This window comes from Candidatus Blochmannia vicinus, assembly GCA_030020825.1.
Classification (GTDB): domain Bacteria; phylum Pseudomonadota; class Gammaproteobacteria; order Enterobacterales; family Enterobacteriaceae; genus Blochmanniella; species Blochmanniella vicinus_A.
Genome location: CP125213.1, coordinates 396,885 through 419,161, shown reverse-complemented (window position 1 = coordinate 419,161; position 22,277 = coordinate 396,885). Strand labels below are relative to the sequence as shown.

General features: G+C 27.7%; 17 protein-coding genes, 1 tRNA gene, 1 other RNA gene and 1 pseudogene. 11 read left to right on the top strand and 9 right to left on the bottom strand.

Translation table 11 applies throughout. From position 1 onward, the window contains the following. Positions 1 to 173: 173 nt before the first annotated feature. Both QMA81_01810 and QMA81_01805 read right to left on the bottom strand, forming a co-directional pair. A complete protein-coding gene (locus tag QMA81_01810; GenBank protein WHL25037.1) occupies positions 174 to 1,547 on the bottom strand; it encodes a Do family serine endopeptidase in 1,374 nt (457 codons plus the stop codon). Positions 1,548 to 1,748: 201 nt separating this feature from the next. After that, entirely contained in the window at positions 1,749 to 2,147 is a 399-nt protein-coding gene (locus tag QMA81_01805) for a YhcB family protein (GenBank protein ID WHL25036.1), read from the bottom strand. A gap of 549 nt (positions 2,148 to 2,696) precedes the next feature. On the opposite strand from QMA81_01805, the gene rplM reads away from it, so the two are divergent. Together rplM and rpsI are read left to right on the top strand one after the other, a co-directional pair. Next, on the top strand, positions 2,697 to 3,125 hold the full coding sequence (gene rplM, locus QMA81_01800; GenBank protein WHL25035.1) for a 50S ribosomal protein L13: 429 nt from the start codon (positions 2,697 to 2,699) through the stop codon (positions 3,123 to 3,125). 27 nt (positions 3,126 to 3,152) lie between these two features. Further along, on the top strand, positions 3,153 to 3,557 hold the full coding sequence (gene rpsI, locus QMA81_01795) for a 30S ribosomal protein S9 (protein WHL25034.1): 405 nt from the start codon (positions 3,153 to 3,155) through the stop codon (positions 3,555 to 3,557). Between the two features lie 1,179 nt (positions 3,558 to 4,736). Here the strand turns inward: rpsI and dolP are convergent. Then, positions 4,737 to 5,324, bottom strand: coding sequence for a division/outer membrane stress-associated lipid-binding lipoprotein (dolP, locus tag QMA81_01790; GenBank protein WHL25033.1), 588 nt, complete (start codon positions 5,322 to 5,324; stop codon positions 4,737 to 4,739). 547 nt (positions 5,325 to 5,871) lie between these two features. Between dolP and rsmI the strand changes: the two genes are divergently transcribed. From rsmI to QMA81_01775, 3 genes are all read left to right on the top strand, one after another. Beyond that, the gene (rsmI, locus tag QMA81_01785) at positions 5,872 to 6,762 is read left to right on the top strand and encodes a 16S rRNA (cytidine(1402)-2'-O)-methyltransferase (GenBank protein WHL25032.1); all 891 of its coding nucleotides are present in this window, start codon (positions 5,872 to 5,874) and stop codon (positions 6,760 to 6,762) included. 39 nt (positions 6,763 to 6,801) lie between these two features. Beyond that, an RNA gene (gene rnpB / locus QMA81_01780) (RNase P RNA component class A) lies at positions 6,802 to 7,213 on the top strand. Positions 7,214 to 7,792: 579 nt separating this feature from the next. Further along, positions 7,793 to 8,347 carry a DedA family protein gene (locus QMA81_01775; protein ID WHL25031.1) on the top strand — a complete coding sequence of 185 codons (555 nt, stop codon included), beginning with the start codon at positions 7,793 to 7,795 and terminating at the stop codon, positions 8,345 to 8,347. A 149-nt stretch (positions 8,348 to 8,496) separates the two neighbouring features. Here QMA81_01775 and QMA81_01770 read toward each other — a convergent pair. From QMA81_01770 to rpsU, 4 genes and pseudogenes are all read right to left on the bottom strand, one after another. Then, a tRNA-Ile gene (locus QMA81_01770) sits at positions 8,497 to 8,571 on the bottom strand. A 324-nt stretch (positions 8,572 to 8,895) separates the two neighbouring features. Beyond that, positions 8,896 to 10,740, bottom strand: a complete 1,845-nt coding sequence (gene rpoD, locus QMA81_01765) for an RNA polymerase sigma factor RpoD (protein WHL25030.1) — start codon at positions 10,738 to 10,740, stop codon at positions 8,896 to 8,898. Between the two features lie 164 nt (positions 10,741 to 10,904). Continuing rightward, positions 10,905 to 12,647: pseudogene (dnaG, locus tag QMA81_01760) on the bottom strand (DNA primase). 162 nt (positions 12,648 to 12,809) lie between these two features. After that, positions 12,810 to 13,025 (bottom strand): 30S ribosomal protein S21, encoded by a 216-nt coding sequence (rpsU, locus tag QMA81_01755; GenBank protein WHL25029.1) that lies wholly within the window; start codon positions 13,023 to 13,025, stop codon positions 12,810 to 12,812. A gap of 173 nt (positions 13,026 to 13,198) precedes the next feature. Between rpsU and tsaD the strand changes: the two genes are divergently transcribed. After that, positions 13,199 to 14,215, top strand: a complete 1,017-nt coding sequence (gene tsaD, locus QMA81_01750) for a tRNA (adenosine(37)-N6)-threonylcarbamoyltransferase complex transferase subunit TsaD (protein WHL25028.1) — start codon at positions 13,199 to 13,201, stop codon at positions 14,213 to 14,215. A 31-nt stretch (positions 14,216 to 14,246) separates the two neighbouring features. Here tsaD and plsY read toward each other — a convergent pair whose 3' ends face one another. Beyond that, on the bottom strand, positions 14,247 to 14,834 hold the full coding sequence (gene plsY, locus QMA81_01745; protein WHL25027.1) for a glycerol-3-phosphate 1-O-acyltransferase PlsY: 588 nt from the start codon (positions 14,832 to 14,834) through the stop codon (positions 14,247 to 14,249). A 125-nt stretch (positions 14,835 to 14,959) separates the two neighbouring features. On the opposite strand from plsY, the gene folB reads away from it, so the two are divergent. Next, positions 14,960 to 15,319, top strand: a complete 360-nt coding sequence (gene folB / locus QMA81_01740) for a dihydroneopterin aldolase (protein WHL25026.1) — start codon at positions 14,960 to 14,962, stop codon at positions 15,317 to 15,319. A gap of 177 nt (positions 15,320 to 15,496) precedes the next feature. Beyond that, a complete protein-coding gene (gene uppP, locus QMA81_01735) occupies positions 15,497 to 16,321 on the top strand; it encodes an undecaprenyl-diphosphatase UppP (protein ID WHL25025.1) in 825 nt (274 codons plus the stop codon). Positions 16,322 to 16,588: 267 nt separating this feature from the next. On the opposite strand, the gene QMA81_01730 is transcribed toward uppP, so the two are convergent. Next, positions 16,589 to 17,815, bottom strand: coding sequence for a tRNA CCA-pyrophosphorylase (locus QMA81_01730; protein ID WHL25024.1), 1,227 nt, complete (start codon positions 17,813 to 17,815; stop codon positions 16,589 to 16,591). Between the two features lie 491 nt (positions 17,816 to 18,306). On the opposite strand from QMA81_01730, the gene hldE reads away from it, so the two are divergent. The 3 genes from hldE to QMA81_01715 all read left to right on the top strand — a co-directional run bounded on the left by hldE (position 18,307) and on the right by QMA81_01715 (position 22,171). After that, on the top strand, positions 18,307 to 19,740 hold the full coding sequence (gene hldE, locus QMA81_01725; GenBank protein WHL25023.1) for a bifunctional D-glycero-beta-D-manno-heptose-7-phosphate kinase/D-glycero-beta-D-manno-heptose 1-phosphate adenylyltransferase HldE: 1,434 nt from the start codon (positions 18,307 to 18,309) through the stop codon (positions 19,738 to 19,740). Between the two features lie 780 nt (positions 19,741 to 20,520). Beyond that, positions 20,521 to 21,165 (top strand): 3,4-dihydroxy-2-butanone-4-phosphate synthase, encoded by a 645-nt coding sequence (ribB, locus tag QMA81_01720; GenBank protein ID WHL25022.1) that lies wholly within the window; start codon positions 20,521 to 20,523, stop codon positions 21,163 to 21,165. Between the two features lie 244 nt (positions 21,166 to 21,409). Further along, on the top strand, positions 21,410 to 22,171 hold the full coding sequence (locus tag QMA81_01715) for a 1-acylglycerol-3-phosphate O-acyltransferase (protein WHL25021.1): 762 nt from the start codon (positions 21,410 to 21,412) through the stop codon (positions 22,169 to 22,171). The last annotated feature ends 106 nt before the right edge of the window (positions 22,172 to 22,277 follow it).

Sequence of the window (22,277 nt, the reverse complement as noted above, 5' to 3'; positions counted from 1 at the left end):
CATATATTTAATATAAGTTTGAGATATGATTTATTACAGTATTAATTAAAATTAGTTACAATATTTATTTTATTATTTCTAATTTATTAGAAATGCATTCTTGTTTAAGTGTTTAAAAATTTTAGATTAGATATTGTTTTATTAGTTATATTGATTTGAAAATCAATATAAAATTAACGTAGTAATAGAAATATGTTTGTATCTCCTCGAACAATGTTAAGTGCTATAATGGATGGTTTTTCGTTTAAAATTTTTCGTAATTGAGATAAGTTATGTATTTTAGTACGATTTAATCCGACGATTATGTCACCTTTTTGTAGACCAATAGAATAAGCTGGAGAATCTTTGGCTACTTCTTCAACTTGTACCCCTTTTGTCCCATCTTTTAAATATCCATTACTTAAAGAAGCTCCTTGCAATGCAGGAGTTAAAACTTCTTCACTGGTGCTAACAGAAGTACTATCATCTAGTAAAACTGATATTGTTTGTATTTTTCCATCTCGTAACAATCCTAGTTTTATAGTTTTACCTGGAGTAGTAGTACCAATTTTGACCCTTAATTCTGCAAAATTTTTTATTGGTTTCCCTTCTATAGATACGATGATATCTCCTGCTTTTATATTTGCTTTAGCAGCTGCAGTTCCTGGTAAAACTTCGCTAACAAATGCTCCACGTTGTGCGTCTATATTAAGTGCTTTAGCAATATCAGCAGTTAATTCTGTTCCTTTAATTCCTAATTGTCCTCGCTTTACTTCTCCAAACTCGATTAATTGTTGACTTAAATTTTTTACGATATTGCTAGGAATAGCGAAACCGATGCCAATATTTCCTCCACCAGGTGTTAAAATAGCAGTGTTAATTCCAATTAGTTCTCCATGTAAGTTTACTAAAGCTCCTCCAGAATTTCCTCTATTTATAGAGGCATCGGTTTGTATAAAATTTTCTAGTCCTTCTAGGTTTAAACCACTTCTTCCTAATGCTGATACAATTCCAGAAGTTGCAGTTTGACCTAATCCAAAAGGATTGCCTATCGCAACAGCAAAATCACCAACTTTTAAGATATCGGAATCAGCCATTTTTATTTCAGAAAGATTTTTAAATTTTGATAATTGAAGTAATGCTAGATCAGTTTGTTCATCATGTCCTATTAATTTGGCATCAAACTCACGACCGTCGTTGAGTTGTACTTTAATTTTATCCGCTCCATTTACAACATGATTATTGGTAATAATATAACCTTTATTAGCGTTAATAATAACTCCCGATCCTAACCCTTCAAATGGTCTAGATCCGAAGTTTCCTCCGGGTATATCTGGTCCAAAAAAATATTTAAATTCTTTAGGTAATGTTAGTTTTCTTGCTGGTTGAATACCTTCTACATGTACACTTACTACTGCTGGAAGTACTGTGTCTAACATGGGAGCTAAACTTGGTAGGAATCCTGATATTTCTGTAGAAAATGTTGTATGATTTATAGAAGATTCAGAATATGAAATGCCTAATGCAAATAATATACTCAATATATTAAGTAATCGTGTTATTTTCATAAATAATTAATTTAGTTAGTTATATTCTTAAGTAAGAATAATATTTATACTAAAATGTTTATAAAATTTTAGTGACTAAATTACGTACATTTAGACCTATAATTGATTTTAATTGCCTGCAAGTTGTGATGTTGTAGATAACACTTTATATATGAAAATATAATATGGTGTGTAACTAAGTTTATATAAGTGATGTCAGTGTTATTTGTTATCATGATTTTTTAGAGTATTTTCCGTGTTATTAGAATAATCTAATGGAGCTTCTATTGGTAGTTGTTCTTTTTGTATATTTGCTTCTTTAGTATTAAACATACACATTATATCTTGAATATGTGCGTTTGGTAAAAAAAAATTAGCGCTTTTTTTGACATTGTGATACAGATGACGATAATCAATGATCATCTTGTTTAATAACTCTATGGTGCATAAAAAGTGTTTACTTAATTCTCTTTGGTATTCATTTAGCTTAATTTTGTTTTCTTGTAATTCTTCATATAAAGTTTTTTGATTGTGTAATAAATAGCGAGTTCTGTAATACATTATGATTGCTCCTGTAACAATGCCAATTATTAAACTTGCAAGTATATACATACATATCATGATAACACTCCTAAATTTATATCGTTTGATATACCCTGTTTTGCATGTTAACTGAGTGATTTAGATCCAAGTACTAATTGTTTTTATTATAATAAATACTATGAAGTAGGATTCTATTCCACTTAATTTTCTTTATCAATAGTATTTCAAAAATACTATTGATAAAGAAAATTAAGTGGAATTAATATTTTGGCTAAATATTTAGGTAATTAAAAAATAAAAATAATTTTTAAAAACTGTTTAGGCACATTGAATTATTAATTCTAATAATTAATAATATACTACGAATTTATTTATTATAAAGTTTAATATCATTATACTTCTCTATTATTTATTTTAATTAATCTGAGAGATATAGATGCGAGATATTTATGTATTAAGTATTAATGCATATCTATTTTTAATTTTAAATAATACTGTAGAAATTTTATTTTTTAATGATGCTATGATAGTATGAAATTTGTTGTGTTATAATTATGCCTTTATATTAAAAATTTATTTTTTAAATTAGCATGGGTGAATTTTTATATTGAGTTGAGTTTTATTTTCATGAAAACTTTTATGATAAAATCGAATGTAATTAGACGAAAATGGCATGTTATTGATGCTAAACATAAAATACTTGGTCGTTTATCTACTGTGATTTCTAGATATTTAATTGGTAAACATAAAGTGGAATATGCTCCCCATATTGATATCGGAGATTATGTTATTGTTTTAAATGCAAAAGAAGTATCTGTAAGTGGTCGTAAACGTGATAATAAGATCTATTATCATCATACTGGGTATGTTGGAGGAATTAAACAATCTAATTTTAAAAGAATGATTGATAGGCATCCTGAAAAGGTAGTTGAAATTGCAGTGAAAGGCATGTTACCTAAAGGACCTTTAGGTCGTATTATGTATTGCAGATTAAAAGTATATTCGGGGAATACACATATACATTCTGCTCAAGTCCCTCAATTCTTAGATTGTTAATGAATAAAATAAAATGGAAAATAAAGTATGACCTATAATCAATATTATGGTACTGGACGAAGAAAAAGTGCTTCTGCTCGAGTATTCATTAAACTGGATGCAACGAATAATGGAAAAATTATTATAAACAAACGTGAATTGAATCAATATTTTCCTAAAGGTAGTATGCAATTTATTGTTACAAGGCCTTTGAAAATTACTAATTTGTTGAACAATACATTTAATGTATATATCACTGTAAAAGGTGGGGGTACATCTGGTCAGGCTGGCGCTATATGTCATGGAATAACACGTGCATTATTGCAGTATGATGAGAAATTGCGTGATGTATTGCGTTCAGTTGGATTAGTTACTAGAGATTCTAGGGAAGTAGAAAGAAAAAAGGTAGGATTACGTAAAGCACGAAGGAGCCCTCAATTTTCCAAACGTTGATATTTTTTATACATTTTATACTTAAATATAAGAATATAATGATTTTATTTTTAAATGGGATTTAAAAATAAATGTGAAATTATTTTCAATAATGAATATTGAGATAAATGTTGAGTGTACTGTAGGTGTGTTTGGTTAATAAAATTTTGGAGAGACGATAATATAATTTAAAATAATATTAACTTCAGGTGTTTGGTGCATTATTTAAATAATTGCATTGGTGATCGATATATAGATAGATTATGAGCTGATAATTAGGTTGGTTAATGTTTTATACAATAAAACAAAATTTACATTTTTCTTTTTTTGTAAAGAAATTATATATTTTAATATTTACTGAATTATGTTTGATCTAATAATTGTAGGGGTGTTTTAGTTATAAGAGAACTAATATTTACAATAATGTGGATGTTATTATAATGGCATTATCAATTTTTCTAACTATAGAATATTGAAAATTTAATGATGTTAATTATGTATTTGAATTTATGAAATTTTTAATTTAAAGTTACGGTATATTTTTAATATAAATAAAAAAAAAATAGAATCTTTATAAAGATAGAGTTTACACATAGGATTGTTGATTATCATTAAGGCAATTAGATATATAAGATAAGTATATTTTATATAAGTGTCCATTTTTTATATGTATCTTTATTATTTCTTCTTATCTTAGTAAGATATAAGTATATACATTATGACTTATGTATAAATAATTTGTGTTGTTTAATTTTTATTATTTTCATAGATTCTATAAGTGAATGAATTTACAGATAAGATGATAATGTACTATACCTAAATTTTATTTAAGATTCATAAATTATATTAAATATTGCTTATAAATTTAAATAAAATAGTTTATTTTTTTTGCGTATATTAGTATACAAAATTAAAAATTGAAAATTTAGTGCTAAGGATATTGTTGTTTTATAACACTCATATATATATTAAGGTAATGTTGATTTATAAATATATTGTTTTGATAAACAGATTAATTAATTTTTTAATAATTATACCTAATATAATATAAAAATTTTTATTAATCAGTTAATTATACTGCTACCGTTATAGTAATAATAAAAGTGAGTAAACAAATTAGATTATAAATAACATCTATAAAGTATAATAAATTTATTAAATAAAAAACTTATATTTTTTACCTGTAACTACCGAATGTTCCTATATATAAGAAAAAGCGGTAGTTACATTTTTTACTCCATTTGTTGTATTTGCTATTTTCTCAGCATATTTACCTTCTAAATGAGTAACTTGACCTAAAAGAAATACTTCTTTATTTTCTGTAATTATTTTAATGCTAGAAGCATGTATATCTTTTTTAAGAAAAAGACTTAAACGTATTTGATTACTAATCCAAGTATCTATGAAAATAGATTGTAAACATATCGGTGTACCTTGGCGAATTGCATTATAAATATTTTTTGTTCCATTAATTTTAGTTACTATTTTTATGGCCTCTTCAACAAAAGAAATAGAAGGAGCCTGTCCAGTTAATAATACATTACCTTGGTATACAGTGTTTTTTATACGTGTGAATTTTTTAATATGTTGATTTTTGTTGAAAGAATAAGCAATATGAGTTTCTAAAATATTATCATCTAGTTGAGTGCCTATAGTACGAGGATCATGCCATGCTGTAGTAATAAATGCGGCAGTTCCAACAGCTAACATGCTTGAACAACAAGCTTGCAATATTAATATAGAAAATAAAATTAATAATAATTGAACTATATGATATTTAATATTCATTTATATGTATTTACAAATTAAGATATTAAAAATTGGATATTAATGTTTAGTTCGTTTATTATATTATATATAAATAAATTACTTGAAATGAACTACTTTAATTGTATAAACCTATCTATAATAATTATATTATAATTAAAAATATTCATTTACCACAAATGTAGTATAGTATATTTTTAAAAAATTTACATAAAATTATTGTATTTTGTTAAATATTTTTAATAATTTCATTGTGTTTATACCTAATTTTAAAGTAACCATTTTGATAGAAAATAGTTTTTAAATGCATTATATTCCAACCAGTGAGTTTTAATTATTTAATGTTGAAGTATTGATCAAAAAATATTTTTGTTAAATACATACTTAAGATTCATTTAAAATTTTAAAGAATAATATATTAGTTAATTTATATATTATTTAATTATTTATATATCAGCGGTCTTAATATATAAGATATTAATTTAGTGTATTGAGTATTAATAGTAAAAATGTATTATATTTGTAGTAATTTCATTAAAACGATACTTATTAAAATAGATATGAATATATGAAGAAAATATCGTCATCAATAACCAATTGTGCATCTGCTTTGTACATAGTTCCAACTCCTATTGGAAATTTAGAAGACATTACATACCGGGCGTTATCAGTTTTGCGTCAAGTAGATTGTATTGCTGTAGAGGATACGCGTCGTACTCGCATATTATTAAATTTTTTTTCTATTCGTACATCTTTGTGTGTATTACATCGATATAATGAATACAAAAAAATACCAACACTAATTTCAAAATTACAAGCAGGATTAAGTGTTGCTGTAGTTTCTGATGCAGGTACTCCATTAATTAACGATCCAGGATATCGTTTAGTACAATGTTGTCAGAAACTAAAAATTAAAGTTATTCCGCTTCCTGGGCCATGTGCTGCTATTACTGCGTTATGTGGATCTGGATTGCCAACGGATCGATTTTGTTTTGAAGGATTTCTACCGCATAAACATAATTTACGCATAGGTCGTTTACAAGCTTTATTAGAAGAACCTCGCACATTAATTTTTTATGATGTAAAATATCGTATAATAGATACTTTAAAGGATATGGTTAGTATTTTTGGATTAGAACGTTATGTCGTATTAGCTCGGGAATTAACTAAAATATGGGAATCTATTTATGGAGCTCCTGTAGGACAATTATTATCTTGGATACAAAAAGATAATTCTCGAATTCGAGGAGAAATGGTTTTAGTAGTAGCAGGAAATTGTCTAAAAAATCATGGATTATCTCCAAAAATATTTCATGTGATGAATTTATTGGCATCAGAATTACCTGTAAAAAAAGCTGCAATTTTGGTAGAATATATATATGGAGTAAAAAAAAACGTGCTTTATAAAAAATATTTGAGTAAGCAATTAAATAAAATTGAAGATCAAAATATTAATTGATTGATGACATCATTTAAAATAATGGTTATAATATTCTAGGGAGTTAGCCAAACAATCGCTGCTTCTTTGTATTTGTGGTAATGAAGATAAAGTTAATATAATTACAAGTGAAGGGGAGGAAAGTCCGGGCTCCATAGGGCAGGGTGCCAGGTAATTCCTGGGGGATGTGAATCTACGACAAGTGCAGCAGAAAGAAAACCGCCAATAATTATTTTTTATAACACAGATAGTAATAAATAATATAGGTAAGGGTGAAAAGGCGTGGTAAGAGCACACCATATGGGCTGGTAACAGTTCGTATCATGTAAACTCCACTCGGAGCAAGGCTGAATAGAAGTTCTATAGTATGGTCCGTACTGAACTTGGGTAAGCTGCTTAAGCTATCATGAGAATGTTAGCGTAGATGAATGATTGTTCAAGACAGAACCCGGCTTAACGGCTAGCTCTTTGTTAAAGACAAATATAGTAAAAGAGAGGAGTAAGAATAAAATAAGAAATCATATAATATTATTAAGTGTTTAGTTTTTATTTGGTAATATTTTTTTAAATTCATTAATTATATAAAAATTATATTATTTATAATAGATAGTGAAAATTTTATTTGGTATTGTAATATTTAAATTACATATTGTTATTTATTAGAATAAATCTTTTGTTTTTATATCGCTAAATTAATTTTTAATGTTATCGATAAATAAAATAGATAAATATATGAATTAAAATTTAATCAGTATTTATTTGAAATATACCATTTTGCTATTTAATATAAATAGATATTTCATGTAAAAATTTAAAGCAAAGAATTTAACATTTTATAAAAAGTTTCAGAATTTTTAACTATAGTAATTGAATTAATAAATGTTAGTTTCTAATTACTCGTTAGTAATATTATTATTATGTAGAGGTTTAGAAGAAAAGTGTATTTTTTGTTTTGCATTGAAAAATGATGTCTCTAAAATAGAGATATATGAAAATATATATTTATTTTAAATTAATTATATATTTTTGTACATATGAAATTAAGTGAGTAATGGATATTTTAAAAGAATTACTAAATATAATATGGCAAAATAATTTTACATTATTTCCCAACTTAAGAATAGCATTAGCTATTTATTCGTTAGTATTTATTATTCTTTTTTTAGAGAATGCTATTCTTCCAGCATTTTTTTTGCCTGGAGATAGTTTATTAATTGTATTAGGAATATTGATTGCGAAAGGTATGTTGAATTTTACTGCAACTTTAGGAATTTTAACAGTAGCTGCAGGTTTGGGCAGTTGGATGAGTTATTTGCAAGGTAAGTTTTTAGAAAACAATAAAACTATAAAACGCTGGTTGTCTTTTATACCTAATAAATCCTATCAAAGAGCAAATCGTATGATCCATAAACATGGATTATCTGCTCTTTTTATTGGTCGTTTCATAGTATTCGTGCGAACAGTGTTGCCAACTATTGCAGGAGTATCTGGACTGAGCTCTTTTCGTTTCCAATTATTTAATTGGATTAGTTCATTTGTATGGGTATTTATACTTATTGTTTTGGGTTTTTTTTTGGAACGATCCGAATTTTTTTATGTATTGTGATAGATAATGTAGTAAAAGTTACTCTTAATGATGGCTAAATGTTATTAGCGTATTATTTATATGAAAAAGCACTTCGTAAAAACACTTTAAGTTTATGAGGTAACAGAATTAAAAAATTATTGTTTATATTTTTAGTAAAAAATGTGTTGTGACCCCTGCTGGATTTGAACCAGCGACCAAGCGATTATGAGTCGCCTGCTCTAACCAATCTGAGCTAAGGGGCCTTGATTGTAAGTTTAGTTGCTCTTAGCATAGCAGCAGCATAAGCACAATTTAAACTAAATTACTTAAAATCTGAAAAAATCTAATTTTTATATTAAATAAATCATTATGATGAAGTTATTTAACTTTTATTAAATTTTATTGTAATATATCATATAATTTTTTATTTATTGATATTATCAATGTTGTAGTGTATAGCATACTTTGTGTAATTTTGCAAAAAAAATTATTATGTTTGATTTTTATATACTAAATATGCGCATATTGTAAATTAATATATAATGTCATAATTATATCAAATTGGTAATTATAATTTTTATATTTGTTTAATCATCTAAAAAGCTGCGTAATATTTCAGAGCGACTAGGATGACGTAATTTTCTTAAAGCTTTTGCTTCTATCTGGCGGATACGTTCCCGAGTTACATCAAATTGTTTTCCTACTTCTTCTAAAGTGTGATCAGTATTCATATCAATACCAAACCGCATACGTAATACTTTAGCTTCTCGTGGAGTTAATCCAGCAAGCACATCATGGGTAGCAGCACGTAAATTATCTGAAGTTGCTGAATCTAAAGGTAAATCAAGATTTGTATCTTCAATGAAATCACCAAGATGAGAATCTTCATCATCTCCTATAGGAGTTTCCATGGAAATAGGTTCTTTTGCGATTTTTAATACTTTTCTAATTTTATCTTCTGACATAAGCATGCGTTCTGCTAATTCTTCTGGTGTTGGTTCATGTCCTATTTCTTGTAGCATTTGCCTAGAAACTCTGTTAAGTTTATTAATGGTTTCTATCATATGAACTGGAATTCTAATAGTACGTGCTTGATCTGCTATTGATCTAGTAATTGCTTGGCGGATCCACCAAGTAGCGTAAGTAGAAAATTTATAGCCACGACGATACTCAAATTTATCTACAGCTTTCATCAAACCAATATTACCTTCTTGTATTAAATCTAAAAATTGTAATCCTCTATTTGTATATTTTTTGGCAATAGATATGACTAAGCGAAGATTAGCTTCAACCATTTCTTTTTTAGCTCGTCGAGCTTTAGCTTCTCCAATTGACATACGACGATTAATATCTTTTACTTGTTCTATTGTTAGTCCTGTTTCTTTTTCAATTTGGTGTAGTTTTGATAAACTATGTTGTACATCTTCATCAACTTTATGTAATGTTTCTGACCATGACGTGTTGTGCATAGATAAAGCCGCATTAAACCAAGCTTTATTAGTTTCATTTCCTGAAAATAACTCTATGAAATTTTTCTTAGGCATTTTACTAATTTCAACACATAATTTCATAATCAAGCGTTCTTGTATACGTACTCGTTCCATCATAGAGCGCATATTATTAACTAAATTATCAAATTGTTTTGGAACTAATCTAAATTGTTTAAATACTTCAGAAAGCTTCAAAATTTCTTTTGATGATTGAGCATGATTTCTTCCATTATATTTTATTGATTTTCGCGTTATCTCATATTGATCACGTAGCGCTATAAATTTTTTACGAGCTATGTCTGGATCAATATTATTTTCATCATTATTTTCTTCTTCATCGTCGTCAGATATTGTTTCAGAATTAATTTCAGAAGTTATATTCTGAGTTATATTTGTGTGTGCTGATATATTTTCATCTGCATTAGGATCCACGAAACCTGTAATTAAATCTGAAAGACGTGTTTCTCCGGTTTCTACGCGTTTATATTGATCTAAAAGATAAGTAATTGCTTCTGGGTATTCAGCAACCGAGCATTGCACTTGATTTATCCCGTCTTCGATTCTTTTAGCGATATCTATTTCGCCTTCTCGTGTTAATAATTCTACAGTACCCATTTCTCGCATATACATCCGTACTGGATCAGTTGTTCTACCTAACAACTCTGAGTTAACATTAGCTAATGCCTGCACAGCTGCTTCTGTTGCGTCTTCTTCGTCATTAGTAGAACTAGTGCGCTCAATTAATAAAAACTCATCGGAATTAGGAGCTTCTTCCATGACTTGAATACCCATATCATTCATCATTTGGATTATATTTTCGATTTGACCTGGATCCACAATATCTTCTGGTAAATGATCGTTGACTTCAGAAAAAGTTAAATATCCTTGTTCTTTCCCAAGTGTAACAAGTAACTTAAATTGTGATTGTGGGTTATGTTCCATAAAAAGACTCCCACGTTTGCAGTAATATTTAAAAGTTTAATAGATGGTATACGCCTATCTATCGATGATATGTAAATAAAACTATTAATAATAATTTATTCAGGAGGTATTTTTATGATTATTTTCATTGGTAATATTGAACCTAAAAAGTTGATAATTTTATATTAACGTTTTGATAATGTTTGAGTTAATAACCATAATTCTTGACGTTCTTGTGTTGTTAATCCAGATACTCGATCACGAGCAATAAGCATTTCTTGACGTTGTTCAAGAGTCAAATTGTATAGTTTAGTTAATGCATCAATAAAAGTGGTTTCTATCATATCATTTGTAATCAAGTGGTTCCAATATGCTAGTGTTTCAAGTTTTGAAAAAAATTTATTCTCACGGTAATATTCTAACAATTGTGCAGGAGTTGGTGTTGGATATGTTTTGCATATTTGAACCAAATCAGTAAATATTATTATATCGTCCTTTTTAAATTGTTTTAATTCTTGTATGCTTGGTACTAATTTAGCAAGTTGTGGATTTTGTATTAACAATCCTATTAATATGTGTTCTATGCTGTAATTTATACAATATTTTTTTGTTTTATTAATAGATAAAATAGGTTTTTTTATAAGTAATTGATTTAGTTTATTTTCGTCTAAAATTCCTATTTTATTGCCTAATTGTTGTAGTAAACATAATTTTAGTGTTTTCCCAGGAATTTTATTAAGCATAGGTAATATTAGGTTGCTTAATTTAACTCGACCTGCTAATGTTTGTAAATTTATTTTTTGTGATAGTGTTTTAAATAGGAAATTTGATAAATCTTGTGTTTGTGTTAATTTTTTTAAAAAGTTATTTTTTCCTATTTTACGTACTAATGTATCTGGGTCTTCTCCATGAGGTAAAAATATAAAATTTATTTGTCGATCATCAGTAAGATATGGTAAAGCGATGTTTAATGTACGCCAAGCGGCTTTTTTACCAGCATGATCACCATCGTAACAACAAATAACTTGATTGGTGGTATTATATAATAATCGAATATGATTGGCAGTCGTAGTTCCTAAAGAAGCTACTGCATAATTGATTCCAAATTGGGTCAATGTAATGACATCTATATAACCTTCTACCAAAAGAAGGTAAGAGGGGGTTTTTTGTTGTGTGCGTGCTTCGTATAGACCATACAAATGTTGATTTTTTTTAAAAATTTCGGTATCTGGTGAATTTAGATATTTAGGCATTTTTTTATGTGTAATAACACGCCCTCCAAATGCCACGATTCTTCCTGTTATATCTCGTATAGGAAACATAAGACGATTACGAAATCGATCATATTTATATTTTTTGTTATTACTAATTAGCATACCTGATTGGTCAAGTAGTGCTTGATCATATGATGTAAAACTAAATTTTTTTATTATGTTATTCCATCCGGGTGGAGCGAATCCGATGTTGAAGTCGGTAATAGTTTTGGCGTTTAATCCACGATTTTGCAAATATTTGTAAGCATATAAATATTTTTTTTGAATCAATATACTTTGATAGTACTTGCTTAATTTATTCATTAACTGATATAGGTTAGTTTTCTGACAATTATTTTTTTTTAAAACGTCTACGTTTAGCTCTAATGATATCCCATTTATAACTGATAGTTCTTTGATAGATTCAATAAATGTAAGTTGGTCATAATTCATCAAAAAATCTATTACGTTCCCATGTGATCCACAACTAAAACAATAATAGAATTGTTTCTCGATATTAACAGTGAATGATGGGTGTTTTTCGACATGAAATGGACAACGAGCTAGAAAGTTTTTTCCTTGTTTTTTTAAAGATATGCGTCGACTAATTAAATCAACAATATTAGTGCGCGATATCAATTCATGGATTACTGTGTTTGGAATACGGGTAATTATATCTCCTTAGTTTGTGCTATTAAATAATAAATAACACTAACATCATTATAAATTATGATTACATTTTGTGTCTATAAGTGTAGGTGACTTAATTTTACTAATCATAAAATAATATTTTTTTATTTTTTTTTGCACATTAAAAACTACATGAGTAAAAATTATTTAATATAATCGAACACGTCGTAAATTTTCTCGGGCTAATTTTTTTGTATGACGCTTAATTGCTGATGCTTTTGCTCGTTTACGTTCTGTAGTTGGTTTTTCATAAAATTCTCTACGACGCACCTCAGATAAAATTCCTGATTTTTCACAAGATCTTTTAAAACGGCGTAGCGCTACGTCGAATGATTCATTTTCACGCACTTTGATTATTGGCATATATTTTCTCTATTATTGTTTATTTTTTAATCTTCCTATTGAAGATTATAATTGTAATATGATTAAAATAACTATATTTTTAATAGTTTGTACTATAATATTAAATATTATGACATGAAATATAAAACTAATGTGAAGTATTTTATAATTATTCATTAAATATGGAAATGTATATGCGAGTTTTAGGTATTGAAACTTCATGTGATGAAACCAGCGTAGCAATTTATGATCAACATCAAGGATTATTAGTTAATAAAGTATACAGTCAAGATGCGTTACATGCTGACTATGGAGGAGTTGTACCTGAATTAGCTGCTCGTGATCATGTACGGAAAATAGTTCCTTTAATTTTGTCTACATTAAAGCAAGTTTATTTAAAACTTGAAGATATCAATGGAATAGCGTACACTGCTGGCCCTGGTTTGATAGGCGCTTTGTTGGTTGGAGCGACTATTGCCAGAACACTTGCTTATGCTTGTAAAATACCTGCTATCGATATTCATCACATGGAAGCTCATTTATTAGCGCCAATGTTAGAAAAAAAGGCTCCTAAATTTCCGTTTGTAGCATTATTGGTATCTGGAGGACATACTCAACTTGTATTTGCAAATAAGATAGGAGAATATAAAATATTAGGAGAATCTATTGATGATGCTGTCGGGGAAGTGTTTGATAAAATTGCTATATTATTAGGATTAAAATATCCTGGTGGCGCTTTGTTATCACAAATGGCTAGACAGGGTATTTCGAATCGTTATATATTTCCTCGTCCCATGATTGATCGACCAGGCTTAAATCTTAGTTTTTCTGGATTAAAAACTTTTGCGGTAAATACTATTATGTCAAGCACTCATGACGGTCAAACTTATGCTGATATTGCGCGTGCATTTGAAGATGCGATTATTGAAACGTTAGCAATAAAATGTCGTCGTGCATTAGATCAAACTGGATTAAAATGTTTAGTAGTATCTGGAGGTGTTAGTGCTAATCATGCGTTGAGATCGTATTTTTCAAAAATGATGTATGTCTTAAAAGGAAAATTATTTTATCCTAGTTCGGAATTTTGTACAGATAATGGAGCAATGGTTGCTTATACTGGATTTATTAGACTTAAGGCTGGATTATTTAGTGATTTATCAATTTTAGTGAGACCACGCTGGTCTTTAGAATCCCTTCCAAGAATAAAATAATTACCATAATTATTATTAGTAATATTTTATATTAATTACGCCAAATACGTTTTTCTTGATGATTCCATAGTCGTTTAATATTGACAATATGCTTGATTAAAACTAAAGAAGATATTATTATTGTTGGAAGTAAATATTGTGGTTGAAAATACCAAGTGTAGCAAGGTACGATTAATGCAGAAACAATAGCACCTAATGAGGAATATCCAAAAGATAATACAGTTAATAACCAGGTGCTTATCATGATAATGGAAAGGTTAATGTTCATTGTGGTTAGTGCTCCAAATGCGGTAGCTACGCCTTTTCCTCCATAAAATTTGAAAAATATGGGGTACATGTGTCCTAAGCAGGAAAAAATAGCTATAATTCCTAAAGAATTAGATGAAATTTCCAGATAATAGCCTAACCATATTGGAATGGCTCCTTTTAATACGTCGAATAATATTACAAAAATTGCAATTTTATAACCTGCAATACGAAAAATATTAGTAGCACCGGGATTTTTAGAACCAGAAAATCTTGGGTCTGGAATATTTAATATTTTACATATTAAAATAGCGCTAGATATTGATCCTAAAAAATAAGCTAATATCATTATTAAAATAGAAATAAGAGTCATAAGTTCTTCTTATTGATGTACAATAGGCAATTATTATATGGGTTTAATATATAGTGTATTTTTATATCGTTAATATCATTTTAACAAATGATTTGTTTATGTAAATTAAATATCATAACATGTAAATGAACATTCTATTTATAGAACGACTAACAGTAATGGCATATATAGGTATATATGATTGGGAAAAAAAATATTTACAAAAGTTAATTTTTGATGTGCAATTATCATATAATACTGAAGTTTTTTTAAGTGAAACAAGTATAATATCTTATGTAGATTATACTCATGTAAGTCAAACAATACTTGATTTGGTAAGTAAAAGACATTTCTATTTAATAGAAGATATTGCTAATTTAACAGTAAACACATTAGTAAAAAAGTTTTGCATTTATTGGATTCGTGTAAAAGTGAGTAAACCTGGAGCAATTCGTGACGCTTCTAATGTTGGTATATGTATCGAACGAAAAGTGAATATTTCTTGAATGTTTAAAATAAGATTAATTTCTTATTAAGAAAATATGTGTGCATATTTTAAATTAAATAATTTTTTTAAATAGAGAAAATTGTATTCTATGTCCTACAAACAATGTAGTAGTTTATATTTCAATCATTTATTTTAGATTAAACGTTATAATTATGTTGTTTATTCTGGATTATTAATGCTAGACGTACGTAGATTAATTATTTCATTAATGCTGGGGATAGTGGAGGGATTAACAGAATTTCTTCCTATTTCTTCAACAGGCCATATGATGTTAGTGGAGAGTATTTTTCATTATATGGATGATTCAGCAAAAACTTTTACTGTGATGATTCAGCTGGGTGCAATTTTATCTATAATAATAATGTTTTGGAATAGATTATATAGTATGGGTGTAATGTGTATAAAAAAAATGTTTGTTAAACAACATTATGATAATAATCATTTATGTATTCGACATATATTATTAGGGACATTTCCTGGGGTAATATTGGGATTGATTTTTTATGAAGAAATTAGACTGATTTTCGGATTAATATATATTATGTATGGATTAATAATTGGTGGAATATTTTTATTAATTGGAGAATTTTATTTACTTAAAGGACCACGTATATCAGATATTAATAATATAACTTATGCGCAATCTTTTTTAATTGGATGTTTCCAATGTTTAGCGTTTTGGCCAGGATTTTCTCGTGCTGGGGCTACTATCGGAGGAGGATTATTGGTTGGATTAAATAGACGTATATCATCAGAATTTTCATTTTTTTTAGCAGTGCCTATTATATTTGGTTCTGTAGTATTAACTTTATACCATTGTGGATCTTCTATTAGCGGAATGGATGCTTTTTTATTAATTGGCAGTAGCATAGTGGCACTTATTGTAGCTTTACTTACTGTAAGATGTTTTTTAAAAATAGTTCAAAATATTTCTTTAATTCCTTTTGCTATATATCGGTTTTTGTTAGCTGGAGGCATTTATTGGGGATTAATAACATAATTAAAGTTGATGTTTTTCAAATAGTTATTAATGGCTTACATGGAAATTAGGAACGGATTAGTATATTTTATTTTGAACATTACACAGAAAGACCTTTGTTAAACATATAACAATTTTAAATCTATATGGAAAATTTTTTAGATAATTTTGGGGTACTGCTTAAAATCAGATATTATGCATATTTAATAATCGCTTTTTAGTTTGGAGTATGTACTTCAATTGATTTTATTGTTTATAGTTTTTAAAATTTTTCTATTTAAATATTATTTATTTATTTTTATTTTTCCAGATGTTTAAAGCATGCAGTTGTCTAGAATGTAATTCTTTGCTTATATTGATTCCAGTAAATCCGTCTTCGATAATATCTGCAATGGAAATTTTTTTAGTAATAGCAAAAGCTGTATGTAAGATTTTTTTTTGATTATATAAATAATTGTTATAATTTATATATCCTAACTTATTAGATTGACTAACTAAAATGATTTGTTCTAGTCTCTTAGGACGTCGCCAACAATCAAAAACACTAAACAATGTCATTAACATTTTGGGTGTTAATGTTTCAATATTATATAAATAGTCATGATATTCGGAAACAATTTTTGCAAAATTACGAATTTCGTGTGGTATTTTTAATCTGTTACATAAATTGTTAATTAAAGGAATTCCTAATTTTCTGTAATCATGATATTTGATGCATTTTTTTTTATTCTTAAGAAGAGTGGATTTTCCTAAGTCACAACATAAAATAGAAAAGCGCACATTGATATCATCTGTTAAACAAGCTGCTTTAGTAAGCATCATCATGGTAAGATTCCCAGTGTTTATTGGTGTACTCCGTTGTATTGAAACAGGTATATTAAATAATGTATCAAATTCAGGAAACAAGATTTTTAATGCTCCACAATGATGCAAAACCATAAAATATATTTGTGGGCTATTTGTAATTAAAGCTTTCTTTGTTTCAATCCATATACGTTCTGGGGATAGAAATAATAATTCATGAATCATTTGTTTCATTAATATTAGTGTTTCTGGAGCTATAGTAAAATTCATATGCGCGAACCGAGCAGCAAATCGAGCAACTCTTAATACTCGTAGAGGGTCTTCATTAAATGTATGAGAAACATGTCGCAACAATCTTAATTGTATATCTCGTTGTCCATGATATGGATCCACAAGATTGCCATGTGTATCATAGGCCATAGCATTAATGGTTAAATCTCTTCGATATAGATCTTCTTCGATAGTGACTGACGGATCCGTATGACAAGTAAAACCAGTATAGCCTTGACCGGATTTTCGTTCAGTACGTGCCAATGCATACTCTTCATGATTTTCTGGATGCAAGAATACTGGAAAATTTTTTCCAACTTGCTCATAACCATTGTTTAACATTTCCTGAGGGTTAGATCCTACTACTACCCAATCTTTTTCTTTAATTGGTAGTTTTAACAATGTATCTCGTACAGCGCCACCTACTAAATATTTTTCCATTTGTGCCATTTTTAATTAAATGATTTATTTCCTAATATAGGAGATATATAAATTATACATATGTTTTATGTGATACTGATTAATTAGAAAATAAAATTATTTCATATGCTATATAATTTTTTTAATATAAAATATAGTGGGTTTTGTTATTGTTAATTATCTTACATAATAAATTAGTCAATCAACTATTTTAGAAATAATAATAATAAAAAAATTAGTTGGAATATATAAAATTGCATATGATGTAGATAATTTCAAGTATAAGATCATTAATATATGCCCGTTAATTTAATATAAAATTATTATCTATAAATTTTTTGGGAGATATACGCTTTATTTTAATTTAAACATAATGCTATAAAACACCAAGAATTATTTATATTGTAGATTTTAATTATTTACTGAATAATTTAATATGTTATTGTTTTATTAACTTAATATAAAATTAATTATGTTTTTATTTATTTAAGTAGGATGTATTTAAGTAAATTATGACTGTTATTTTTCCAAACTTTTCTAAATCTAGTGTATTAATTGTAGGAGATGTTATGTTAGACCGATATTGGTATGGGTCTACCGATAAAATTTCTCCAGAAGCACCCGTTCCGATCGTTAAGATTAATAAAGTTATAGATAGACCAGGTGGAGCTGCCAATGTTGCAATGAACATTGCTGCTTTGGGTGCTCAACCAAGATTATTAGGATTAACCGGAGTTGATGAAGCGGCTAACATTTTGGAAAAGCAACTTGATAAATCTAATGTAAAATGGAATTTTATTCCGATTAACACATGTCCTACTATCATTAAATTGAGAGTAATGTCACGTAATCAACAAATTATTAGATTAGATTTTGAACAATATTTTAATAATGTTGATACCACAAAATTGCTTAAACAAATTGAGTTTCATTTACCTAAATATAAGGTATTAGTATTATCTGATTACGCTAAAGGTTCTTTAAATGGTATAGAAGAAATTATTAAGTTAGCACGTTATATCAATGTACCAATTATAATAGATCCTAAAGGTATGCAGTTTTCTCGTTATAAAGGGGCTACTTTATTAACTCCTAATATATCAGAATTTGAATCGATAGTAGGATTTTGTCGTAATGAAAAAATTTTAATAAGTCGAGCTCGGGAAATTATAATTGATTATAATTTGTCAGCCTTATTGATTACACGTTCTGAACAAGGTATGACTTTATGTACACGGAATTCAGATCCGTTACATTTCCCAACTCAAACAAAAGAAGTGCATGACGTAATTGGTGCTGGAGATACAGTAATTGGTGTACTATCAGCGGCGTTATCTTCTGGTAAAAGTTTAAAGAAAGCATGTTTTTTAGCTAATTTAGCTGCTAGTGTGGTAATTAAAAAATCTGGTACTTCTACTACTAATTTAAATGAAATCAAAAGTATTATAAATAGTTATGCGTATACCAATTTGCCTTATGGTATATTAGACGAAAAGACGTTAAAACGGATAATATCCTTAGTTCGTAATAAAGGTGAAAAAATAGTGATGACTAATGGTGTGTTTGATATACTCCATCCTGGTCATGTAAGTTACTTAACTAATGCTAAAAAACTTGGAGATAGATTAATTGTAGCTGTAAATAGCGATAGTTCAACAAAACGATTAAAAGGAGAAGCAAGACCAATAAATACTTTAGAGAAACGTATGCTTGTGTTGGCTGCTTTAGCAGTAGTAGATTGGGTAGTACCTTTTTATGAGGATACACCTGCAAGATTAATCGCAAATTTGTCTCCAGATTTTTTAGTGAAAGGAGGTGACTATCACATTTGTGATATTGAAGGAAGTCAAGAGGTATTTAAAAATGGAGGGAAAGTACATGTATTGAATTTTAAAACTGGTTACTCTAGTAGTAATATTATTGATGCTATTAAACGTAAAAACTAGAAAACAGTATAAATTAATTATGAATGATTCATTTTTATCAGAATATTAGAGAATGGTATAATAAATATTTGAATAATGAAAGGGAATAATTACGAATGGATGTATTTATAATTATGTAGTTGTGACAGGATTTATTTTTTAGTTTTATTTATTATTAAAGTTTGTATTTTAATTAGCCTTAATGTTTTATAATTTATTTAGTTATACATCTTGAATAAAATTTATAGTTGCATTAATTTTTTATTTATTCATGTAATGAACATTAATTATCTAGAGGTATAATAATTATTTAATTTTACTTTTTGCATTATATGTAAAATGTTAAATAATTTTAGAGTGAATTCACAAGAATAGCAGTACATTTTTCAGTTTTTCAATATTTATAATAATTAGTGTTTTTAGTTATGTTTTAACCACTGCGAATATTAAGTTTAATAATCGATGTTTTAGTTGTAAATTTTAGAATATATTGTAATGTAACATATCTGATGAACATAATGTGTCAGTTTATCTTATAAATCAGATATAATTTTGGGATTAGGATAATTTATTACATACATAAATTATATTTTTCAACAATATATTATATATATATTGTTAGTTTAATTTTTAAATAGTGTTTTAACATGATTTTGATACTATGGCGATAGTATAAAAAGGGCGATGTACGGAATAAATTTTAGTTTATAAATATCTGGGTTTATTGAATCATAGTTTTAGTTTATGTTTAATTTTCTTTTATTCTATAAATAGTGGTATTAAATGGGGGATTAAATTATCATGCGTGAGCGGGGTTTTTTATCCGAATTTGGTACACCTATAGAGCGTGTCCAAAATGCATTAGAAGCATTGCGTAATGGTCGTGGTGTTTTAGTAATGGATGATGAAAGCCGTGAGAATGAAGGTGATATGATATTTGCTGCAGAAAATATGACAGTTGAACAAATGGCATTAGCTATCCGTTATGGTAGCGGGATAGTTTGTTTGTGTTTGACAGAAGATCGGTGTAATCAGTTGAATTTACCAATGATGGTAGAAAATAATAGTAATCGTTATGGCACTGCTTTTACTGTTACCATAGAAGCAGCAGAAGGTATCACTACTGGAGTTTCAGCTGCAGATAGATTAACTACAATTAAGGCTTCTATAGAAGATAATGCAAAACCTTCTGATTTGAATCGTCCTGGCCATGTTTTTCCTTTACGCGCTCAAAAGGGTGGAGTTTTAGCTCGTATTGGACATACGGAAGCGGCGATAGATTTAACTTCATTAGCTGGACTGAGACCATTTGGAGTATTGTGTGAAGTAACAAATAAAGATGGAAGTATGGCGCGTATATTAGAAGTTGTTACATTTGCAAATAAATATACGATGCCAGTTCTTACTATTTCAGATTTAATAACTTATCGTGTTAATGTAATGTAATAATACATGTTAAGTAATAGTTAGTTGTTTATGGACTTGGAAGTATTTTAAGATATTAATAATAAATAATTATCGTTAAATATAATGAATGGTGACGTATTTAGTTAAATGAATTCTTTGTATATTTAATAGTACTATTTATATAGTAAATATTTTTATTTTATAAATAGAACCCTATATGTTATGGATGAAGTTAGTGTTTTTATAAAAAATTTATATTGTGATACTTTCAGAGAGAAAGAATATGCTTGCAGTTATACGCATTATTGTAGCTTTAATATTGTCAATTATTATTTGTATATTTGGTATCGTTTATTGTTTATTAAGACCTCATCAGTCATACTACTCTTATTTTTTTGGTCGTTTGTTTGGAAGTATGGCTCCTATTTTTGGTATTACAGTTAAGATACGAAATGTTTCAAATACCCCATTACCGAAAAATTGTATATATATTGCTAACCATCAAAGTAATTATGATATGGTTACAGTAGCTTGTGTTGTACAACCACGTACAATAATAGTCGGGAAAAAAAGTTTACTATGGATTCCATTATTTGGGCAATTATATTGGTTGTGCGGAAATATATTAATTAATCGGAATAAAAGCTCTCAGTCTCATAATTTTTTAATAAAAATAGCTAAATCTATTAGAACTCGTGATATCTCTATTTGGGTGTTTCCAGAAGGTACACGTAGTTTTGGAAAGGGATTGTTACCGTTTAAAATAGGAGCTTTTCATGCTGCACTTTCTGCTAAAGTACCTATTGTACCTGTTTGTGTTTCTAATACTTTTAACAAAATAAAATTAAATCGTTGGTCTAATGGTTTAGTAATTATTGAAGTTATGCCTCCTATAGGAACTCAACCATACGAACCTAATAAAATACGTAGCATGACTAAATATTGTTATAAAATTATGAAAACAAAAATTGATGCATTAAATCAAGAAGTAACTGTATATGAAACACAGGTTACTCAATCATTCAAGCTACGTTGTACAAAATAGCTTTTAAAATTTCATTGCAGATAATTTTTCCATAGAGGGACAGTCGTATTGATTTATTATTTTAGTTAACAACATTACATAATATATTCAATATAGTTATACAGTA